Origin of the sequence: Paraburkholderia sp. (assembly GCF_028283785.1) — a bacterium.
Taxonomy (GTDB): domain Bacteria; phylum Pseudomonadota; class Gammaproteobacteria; order Burkholderiales; family Burkholderiaceae; genus Paraburkholderia.
This window is the reverse complement of the sequence record NZ_JAPWKB010000013.1, coordinates 440311-449047: the sequence shown is the minus strand read 5'-3', so window position 1 is coordinate 449047 and position 8737 is coordinate 440311. Positions and strand designations below refer to the sequence as shown.

The 8737-nt window shown below is 63.7% G+C and carries 7 protein-coding genes; 3 read left to right on the top strand and 4 right to left on the bottom strand.

All coding sequences use genetic code 11. The features are described 5' to 3' along the window. The first annotated feature begins 162 nt into the window (after positions 1-162). The gene (locus PW947_RS16015) at positions 163-1722 is read left to right on the top strand and encodes a S8 family serine peptidase (RefSeq protein WP_299633306.1); all 1560 of its coding nucleotides are present in this window, start codon (positions 163-165) and stop codon (positions 1720-1722) included. Between the two features lie 37 nt (positions 1723-1759). Here the strand turns inward: PW947_RS16015 and PW947_RS16010 are convergent, their stop codons facing one another. Beyond that, positions 1760-2785, bottom strand: coding sequence for a LysR family transcriptional regulator (locus tag PW947_RS16010; RefSeq protein WP_299633305.1), 1026 nt, complete (start codon positions 2783-2785; stop codon positions 1760-1762). Between the two features lie 224 nt (positions 2786-3009). After that, positions 3010-4062: an NAD(P)-dependent alcohol dehydrogenase gene (locus tag PW947_RS16005; protein WP_299633304.1), complete on the bottom strand. Its 1053-nt coding sequence runs from the start codon at positions 4060-4062 to the stop codon at positions 3010-3012. A 473-nt stretch (positions 4063-4535) separates the two neighbouring features. On the opposite strand from PW947_RS16005, the gene PW947_RS16000 reads away from it, so the two are divergent. After that, the gene (locus tag PW947_RS16000; RefSeq protein ID WP_299633334.1) at positions 4536-5456 is read left to right on the top strand and encodes an AraC family transcriptional regulator; all 921 of its coding nucleotides are present in this window, start codon (positions 4536-4538) and stop codon (positions 5454-5456) included. A gap of 52 nt (positions 5457-5508) precedes the next feature. On the opposite strand, the gene PW947_RS15995 is transcribed toward PW947_RS16000, so the two are convergent. Together PW947_RS15995 and PW947_RS15990 are read right to left on the bottom strand one after the other, a co-directional pair. Beyond that, entirely contained in the window at positions 5509-5904 is a 396-nt protein-coding gene (locus tag PW947_RS15995; protein WP_299633303.1) for a VOC family protein, read from the bottom strand. Positions 5905-5966: 62 nt separating this feature from the next. Continuing rightward, positions 5967-7475, bottom strand: a complete 1509-nt coding sequence (locus tag PW947_RS15990) for a sensor domain-containing diguanylate cyclase (protein ID WP_299633302.1) — start codon at positions 7473-7475, stop codon at positions 5967-5969. A gap of 268 nt (positions 7476-7743) precedes the next feature. Between PW947_RS15990 and PW947_RS15985 the strand changes: the two genes are divergently transcribed. After that, complete coding sequence (locus tag PW947_RS15985) at positions 7744-8676, top strand: 2-hydroxyacid dehydrogenase (protein WP_299633301.1); 933 nt, start codon at positions 7744-7746, stop codon at positions 8674-8676. Positions 8677-8737 lie beyond the last annotated feature (61 nt).

Below are 8737 nucleotides of genomic sequence, written 5' to 3'. Positions count from 1 at the left end.
CTGTGAAAAATAGTTAGGATTAGAAAATTGATAAATGTTTTTAAAAGGTTTTGGATCGGCTGCAAGTAGTGCGCAGGAATGGGCGTGACGTTGTTGCTGTCCTGCTGTCACGGGCAGACCGATCTCGGGGCTGGCGATCCGCTTTATCAATATCAGTGGCATTTGCGAAATACAGGTCAACAGGTGTTCGCCGATATCCGCCCGGTTGCCGGCGTCGATCTGAATATGGGTGTGCTGTTCGAGCAGGGCGTCACCGGGAAGGGCGTCGTAGTGGGCGTGATGGAACCCGGTTCGATCGATCCGCTGCAGGAAGACCTGATGGCCAACCTGGTGCTGAAAGACGGCGGCGGTGCGGCGCCTCAATCGCAGGCGGACGCCCACACGACGGCGGTGGCGGGCATCATCGCAGCTGTCGCGCTTAACGGCAAAGGCGGCCGCGGCGTCGCCCCGGGGGCGAAATTGCTCGACATGCAGGCGCCGGGTGTACACACGCAACCCGTGCCGCGCGTAATTAACAACAGCGAGGGAATGCCTACCGCCGGCTACATGCCGTTCGCTATGGACGGCGCGGATGCCGACTTCGACATGTTGACGAAGCCGACCTTGCCGCTGATCATCAAGGCGGCGGGCAACGGTTATATCGAAAACGGCGGCCGATCTATCGCCGAATGCACGGCGGCCACCCGCGCCAGCGGCGCCGGATGCATGCCGGCCAATGCGGAAGCGTTTAACGCGTTACCTGGCGTGCTGGTGGTCGGTGCGGTCAACGCAGCGGGAAGGAACGCGTCGTATGCGTCCACGGGATCGGTATTGTGGGTCGCGGCGCCAGGCGGCGAGTCGGGCCACCAGCGTGCGTATGCGCTGAAAGCCGGGGCGTTGCCTGAGAAGGCAGCGCGGCTTCCGGAGGCGTTCTTCGCCCCCGCGGTCACGTCGACAGATGTGATGGGTTGCGACAAGGGTGTGAATAAAGACGGTGTAGCGGTGAACGCGCTGGACTTCGGCTCGCGCTCGCCGGTCGACAAAAGCTGCAACTACATGGCTGTGATGACCGGCACGTCGGCGGCTGCGCCGATGGTCAGTGGCGTCATTGCGATGATGCTGCAGGTGAACCCATCGCTGGGGTGGCGGGAGATCAAATACATCCTCGCGACAACGGCGCGAAAAATCCAGCCATTGGAAGCGGGTATCCGATGGAACGACTTCACTGTCGACGGTGGTTGGGTGACGAACGCGGCCGGCCGCGCATTCAGTAACCGCTACGGTTTTGGCCTCGTCGATGCGAGTGCCGCCGTCGATCTCGCGCGCCGTTTCAAGCCGTTGCCCGCGCTGGTGCAGCCGCGTTGGCACAATTACGACGGCCCGCCCGTCGCGATTCCCTATCGCAGCGACGATGCGGGCTTCGCAGCCATCACCGTCGAAGACGACCTCACGATCGAAACGGTCCAGTTGCGCGTCAAGACAACACACCGCACGCCAGGCAATGTAAGAATCATGCTGGTGTGGCCGTCGGGCACGCGCAGCATCATCGCGCCGGCGTTGAGCGCTAGCAGCTTGCTCGGCGACGAATTCGACATCGGACTGACTGCCAGTAACGCGTTTCTCGACGAACGGTCGAAGGGCACCTGGAAGCTGCAGGTTGTCGATGCCGTCGATCCTTCGTCGGCCACGTCGTCGGCGCTGAGGTCGTGGCAAATCCTCGTGCTTGGCACGCGCGCCAACTGACCCACCGGCATCTCTCCGATGAACGACGCGCGGCAGACTAGAGCGCCGGCGTCGCGCGCGGCCGTCCGCGCTGGCCGGTTTGCGCGGTGGATGCCGTGCCGGTCGTCTGCGCCGGTCGCTGGCCGCGCATCAACTGACGCACGCGCGACAGGTCCTGATCGATATGCGCGGCCTGTTCGCACAATTGCGCGAGCCAGTCCACGAACACCCGGACACGCGGCGACACACGCCGGTTCTTCACATACGCCACCGACACCGGCATCGGCACCGGCTTCCACTGCGGCAACACTTCGCGCAACGCACCCGAGTCCAGATACGGTTGCGCCGCGATCCGCGACGGCTGGATCAATCCGAGCCCTTGCAGACCGCAGGTCAGATACGCGAGTTCGTCGCTGACTTTCACGAAGCCTTCCACTTTCACGTTCAACGTTTCGCCGCCTACGTCGAAATCGAAATCCACCGCGCGACCGTTGTGCGGCGACATGCAGTTCACTGCAACGTGGCCGCTCAGATCGGCGAGACCGGTCGGCGTGCCGTGTCGTTCGAGATACGCCGGGCTCGCGCAGGTCACGTGTTCGAGCGTGCCGAGACGTCGCGCGATCAGCCCCGAATCGGGCAGCTCGCCGGTCTGGATGCTGATGTCGATCGCCTCGGCGACCAGATCGACGGTGCGGTTACTGACACCGATCGCCAGGTCGATGTTCGGATAGCGCGTGTGAAAATCGTCGAGCGCGGGCAGCACCAGCGACGTCGCCAGCGCGCCCGGCATTTCGACGCGCAGCCGTCCGCCGAGCGTGTCGGAATTCTGGCGCAGGCTCGCTTCCATCTCGTCGATATCGGCGAGAATCTGCACGCACCGTTCGTAATAGGACGCGCCTTCTTCGGTCAGGCTCAGACGGCGTGTCGTGCGGATCATCAAGGCCGTGCCGAGCAACGCTTCAAGGCTCTGCATCAGCGTGGTGGCGGTCGCACGGGGCATGTCGAGCGATTCGGCGGCGCGCGTGAAACTCTGGGTATCGACGATTCGCACGAAGGTGCGCATTGCGTGAATACGGTCAATCACGGGCAATCTCCTGAACTGGAAGCAAACAGCGGACGCACGCGCTGATGGAATCAGGCGTGTCGGTACGGCTTGGCTGAAGCGTTGAGGTACGACGAGGCGGGAACGGGACGTGCCGCCGCACGAATGCGGCGTCTTGCGTCACGGCCGGCCGCCGCGGATGTGCGGCCGGCCGTGACAGCGGAAGGGACTACCTGAACTTCACAGGGTAGGGACTGCCGCTGCCGTTACTGCCGCATCGAATCGATATCGATCACGAAGCGGTATTTCACGTCGCTCTTCAGCATCCGTTCGTACGCTTCGTTGATGTCCTGCATCTTGATCATCTCGATGTCCGACGTAATGCCGTGCTCGCCGCAGAAATCGAGCATTTCCTGGGTTTCCGCGATCCCGCCGATCAGCGAACCCGCCAGGCGGCGGCGTTTGAAAATCAGGTTGAACACTTGCGGCGACGGGTGATCGTGTTCCGGTGCGCCGACCAGCGTCATCGTGCCGTCACGACGCAGCAGGTTCAGGAACGGGTTCAGATCGTGTTGCGCGGCGACCGTATTCAGAATGAAGTCGAAGCTGTTCGCATGCGCGGCCATTTCGTCTGCGTTCTTCGAGATCACCACTTCATGCGCGCCGAGGCGCTTCGCGTCTTCGATCTTCGACGGCGACGTGGTGAACAGCACCACGTGCGCGCCCATTGCACGCGCGAGCTTCACGCCCATATGACCCAGGCCGCCCAGACCGACGATGCCGACCTTCTTGCCCGGACCCGCACCCCACTCGCGCAGCGGCGAATACGTGGTGATGCCGGCGCACAGCAGCGGCGCGACACCGGCCGGATCGAGGTTTTCCGGCACGCGCAGCGTGAACGCTTCATCGACGACGAGTTGCGTCGAGTAGCCGCCGTAAGTCAGATCGCCGGTTTCGCGATCGTTGCCGTTGTACGTACCGACAAAGCCGTTTTCGCAATATTGTTCGAGGCCTTCGGCGCAGCTCGGGCACGTGCGGCACGAGTCCACCATACAGCCGACGCCGACCAGCTGGCCGGTTTTGAACTGGGTGACACCCGCGCCGACAGCCGTTACGCGACCGACGATTTCATGGCCCGGCACAACCGGATAAATAGTGTTCTTCCACTCGTTGCGCGCGGTGTGCAGGTCGGAATGGCAGACGCCGCAAAACAGGACTTCCATCTGGACATCGTGCTCACGGAGAGCGCGACGCTGAAATTCGAACGGGGCGAGCTTCGCTTGGGCGTCGGTCGCAGCGTAGGCGTAAGTAGTGGTCATCGTGGCTCCAGAGGTGGGGAAGATCGGCAAAACGCACACCGGCAATAGATCGCTTGATGCGGGGAATATCGTGCATCGCAAGCGGTGCGCGTGCCTCTAAGCGGGATCACACGGCAGATTCAGGCAACCGCGGCTGAGCCGATGGGTCGGCACGACGGCGGGTTCGATACCCTGGTGTCGATCGCGACGCGGTGTGTGAAATGGGTGATCCGGCAGGGTTCCCATAGTAAGCATCGGGTAACACGTAGGGAATACCTGAATATCTCGAAGGTTTGCCTATTTCTCTGGACCGCGCGCACAGCGAGTCAATCGGTGCTAAATTTCGAGCCTGATTCTCCCAGTTTGAACAGGCTTCTGTCATGCAAGCGACATCATCCAACCCGCTCGAAGCGATTTCCGCAACCTCCATCGGCGCCGCAGCCGACGCCGACGCATCCGCTAACCACGCGTATGCATCGGCTGCGCAGGCGCGCATGGTCGAGCTGTTCGCAACACTTGCGCCCGGTCAGGGCCACACCCACACCAGCCACGATTGCGTGCGGCTGTTGCGCGCCGACCGGTCGATGCCGCGCATGCCGGTGCTGTACGAACCGTGCATCGTGATCGTGTGTCAGGGGCGCAAGGTCGGGTATATCGGCGAGCAGGTCTTTCAATACGACGCGCAGCAGTATCTGGTGATGTCGGTGCCGTTGCCGTTCGAATGCGAAACGCATGCAAGCGCCGACCAGCCGTTTCTCGGCCTGTCGTTGCGGCTCGATATGTCGTTGATCGCCGAACTGCTGATGGCGCTGAACGATACGCACGGCGCGTCGCACGACGAAGCGCGCGGCTTCTATTCGACACCGCTCGATCCGACGCTCAGCGACGCCGTGCAGCGTCTGCTCGAAGCGCTGGCATCGCCGCTCGACGCGCGGATCCTCGCGCCCGCGATCGTCCGCGAGATCTGCTATCGCGTGTTGACCGGCGAACAGGGCGACGCGATTCGCGCGGCGTTGACCCATCAGCATCACTTCGGACGGATCGCCAAAGCGCTGCGACGCATCCATGCCGACTATCACGGCGAACTCGACGTCGATACGCTCGCGCGGGAAGCCGGCATGAGCCTCGCCGTGTTCCATGCGCAGTTCAAACAGGTGACGTCCACGTCGCCGATGCAATACGTGAAGACCACGCGTCTGCATCACGCGCGGTTATTGATGGTGCAGGACGGTCTGAATGCGGGGGCGGCGGCGGCGCGTGTCGGTTATGAAAGCGCGTCGCAGTTCAGCCGCGAGTTCAAGCGGCTGTTCGGTCTGAGCCCGGTCGATGAAGTCAAACGGATGCGCACCGTGTTCGATGCACCGCCGCCGCCGCGTGTGGCGGTCCGGCCTGCGCGCTACGTGACGGCGGGCTGAGCTGCTGGGTTGCTGAGTTGCTCGGTGGCCGGCGCGGCGTCGTGTTCTTCGCTTACGCGTCCGGTTCGTGGCAGCACACGCAGAGCTTGTTGCCGTCCGGGTCGCGGAAATACGCGCCGTAGTAATCCGGGTGATAGTGCGGCCGCAGACCCGGCGGTCCTTCGCAGCTCCCACCTTGCGCCAGCGCCACAGCATGCGCGCGATCTACCGTTGCACGACTGTTCGCAAGCAGCGCGAGCATCTGGCCGTTGCCGGGCTCGTGCGCTGCGCCGTCGAACGGCGCAGCGATCACGAACAGCGGACGCGGCGCGTCCGCCGCCATCCAGGCCGCCATCGGCGCGGCGTCGTCACGAAACTTCAGGTGCAGATCGAGTTCGCGCAGCAACGCGGCATAGAAGCCGAACGCGCGTTCGAAATCGGTGACGCCCAGGCAGGTGTGCGACAGCATCGGCGGTTCCTGTTCGTGTCAGGCAACACTATGAATGGCGCGCTGAATGACGCGCGGGTCCGTCAATCGCGCGAAGCGGGATCGTCGACGCGGCGGCCGTTCGATTCGGTCGCGTAGTGCTGGCGCTTTTCTTCGTACATCAGCAGATCGGCGCGCTGCACGGCCGCTTCGAGGCGTTCTTCGCGCGGGCAGGTGGCCGCGCCCATCGAAAAGCTCAACGGCGTGCCCGGATAGAACTGGTTATTCAGATCGACCAGTTGACGGATCGTCTCGATCATCGCGGCGCCGCCGCGTTCGTCGGTGCCGGGCATCAGGATGGCGAACTCGTCGCCGCCGATCCGCGCCGCGTGGAACGGCGACTCCAGCGCCTTCGCGAGCACTTCGCCGGCGCGCCGCAACAGGCCGTCGCCGGCCGCATGACCAAGCTGATCGTTGATGCGTTTCAGGCCGTTCAGGTCGGCCATGATCACCGTGACCGGGAACGGCCCCTTCCGTTCGAGCCGGTTCAGTTCGTCCACATAGAACGAGCGGTTGCGCAGCTTGGTCAGCACGTCGTGCTTGCCGAGGAACTCCAGATACGCTTCGGCCTTCTTGCGCGCCGTGATGTCCGTTAGCGCGACCAGCACCAGATCCCAGCGGCTTTCATGACCCGGCAGCACCGAGAATTGCAGATGCACATGCACCTCATTGCCGTCGAGCGAGTAGTTCAGCACCTCGCGCTGCTGGAACAGTTTCTTGTCCCACAGGTCGATCAGCTGCTCGCGAAAATGCGGACGCATATCGTCGCGGAACACGTCGGGCAAGCGCGCGAGCAGGGTTTTCTTGTCCGGCGCGGCGAACATCTCCAGCGTGTGGCGGTTGATGTCGAGCACATGGATTTCGGCCATGCAGCGTTCGACGAACTCCGGATGGACGTCGGTGAACGTGCGGAAATCGGAGATACCGGCGGCGCGCGCGTCGTCGAGCAGGCGTTTGACCGCGCTGAAATCTTCGACCCACAGCGAGACCGGCGAATGCTCGAACAGACCGCGCGAGTAGGTTTCGGCCAGGCCGACACGATGCCGGGCGCCTTCGAGTTCGGTGATGTCCTCGACCGACACCAGCACGCGATCCCACGCGTCTTCGTGGCCGGGCAGCACCGCGCCTTTCAGCAGCACGTCGAGCCGGCGTCCGCCGAGCGTGTAATTGACCGTCTGACTGGTGAAGTGCAACTGGCCGGCCCACAGCTGGCATAGCTCTTCGAGATGCGTCTTCAGCATGTCGTCGCGGAACACGGCGCTGAGATTGTCGGTCAGCGCGGCGAAATCCGCGGCTTCGAACTGCGTCAGGGTCTTGCGATTCACCTTGATCAGGCGAATGGCTTTGGCGCATTGGGCGACGCGTTCCGGATGCTCGCCGAAATGGGCGCGCAGATCGGTGACGCCTTCGGCACGCCAGCCGTCGAACAGCGCGCGCACGCCGCTGAAGTCTTCGAGCCACAACGAGACCGGTGCGAGATCGAACATTTCCGAGTCGTCGCGTGCCGCCGAGGGCCCGTGCGTCCCGTCCTGCTTACGAAGAGTGTCCAGCATGACGAATCCAGAGTCGAGAGTGCGGCTATTTTACGGTGCGTTTGGGCTCGGTAAAAAGAAGCTTGCTTCGGACGATACGCCGACGCGATTCCGTGCCGCTTCTTTAGGCAGATCGTGCGCGCGATGCATCCATCGCGCGCACGCGCCGAGCCCACGGGCTACACTGGCGACTCGCCGTTCGGGGATGATAAATCGCGGTGCGACCGGACGGTTCGTGCGTTGCTTTCACGCTGATATCCATGCTGCATTTCAACTTACGCGTCCTTTCATGAAGCCTTCCCTGCTGATCCTGATTGTGCTCGACGACGACAGCCTCGCCAGCATCGCAGCCCACTTCGAGATCCTCTACGCACCCGATTCCGCGCAGCGCGCGGCCGCGATCGACGCGCATGGCGCGACGATCCGCGTGGTGCTGACCAACGGCACGACCGGCCTCAGCGCCGACGACATCGACCGGATGCCGCAACTCGAATTCGTCAGTGCGCTAGGCGCGGGCTACGAAAATCTCGCGATCGACCGCGCCCGCGAACGCGGTATCGGGCTCGCGAACGGCGCGGGCACCAACGACCATTGCGTCGCCGATCACGCATTCGCGTTGCTGCTCGCAGTGGTCCGCAACATACCGCAACTCGACCGGATGACGCGCGAAGGCGTCTGGCGCGACGGCTTGCCGTTGTTGCCGGGCGTGTCGGGCAAGCGGCTCGGGATCGCGGGTCTGGGCAATATCGGCGAGAAGGTCGCGCGACGCGGCGCGGGCTTCGACATGGAGGTCGGCTATCACAACCGTAAGCCGAAGGACGGCTCGCCGCTGCGCTATTTCGACAGTATCGTCGGGCTGGCGGCGTGGTGCGATTTCCTGATCGTCGCGACGCCGGGCGGGGCGAGCACCCAGCATCTGATCGACGGCGCGGTGCTCGACGCACTCGGGCCGCAGGGTTTCGTCGTCAACGTGTCGCGCGGCAGCGTGGTCGATACGGCGGCACTGGCGGCGGCGCTCGACGCAGGCAAGATTGCCGGTGCCGGGCTCGACGTGTACGAGAGCGAGCCGCTTCCGCCGCAAGCGTTGATGCCGATGCGCAACGTCGTGTTGACGCCGCATGTCGGCGGACGCTCGCCGGAAGCGATCGCGGGCTCGGTGCAGAATTTCATCGCCAATGCCCAGCGGCATTTTGCCGGCGAGGCGTTGCTGACGCCGCTTTGAGCTGATCCGGAACCGGGCGGAAACGGTTGACGCGGCAGCGCCGCCGTTCCCGCCCGTGGGT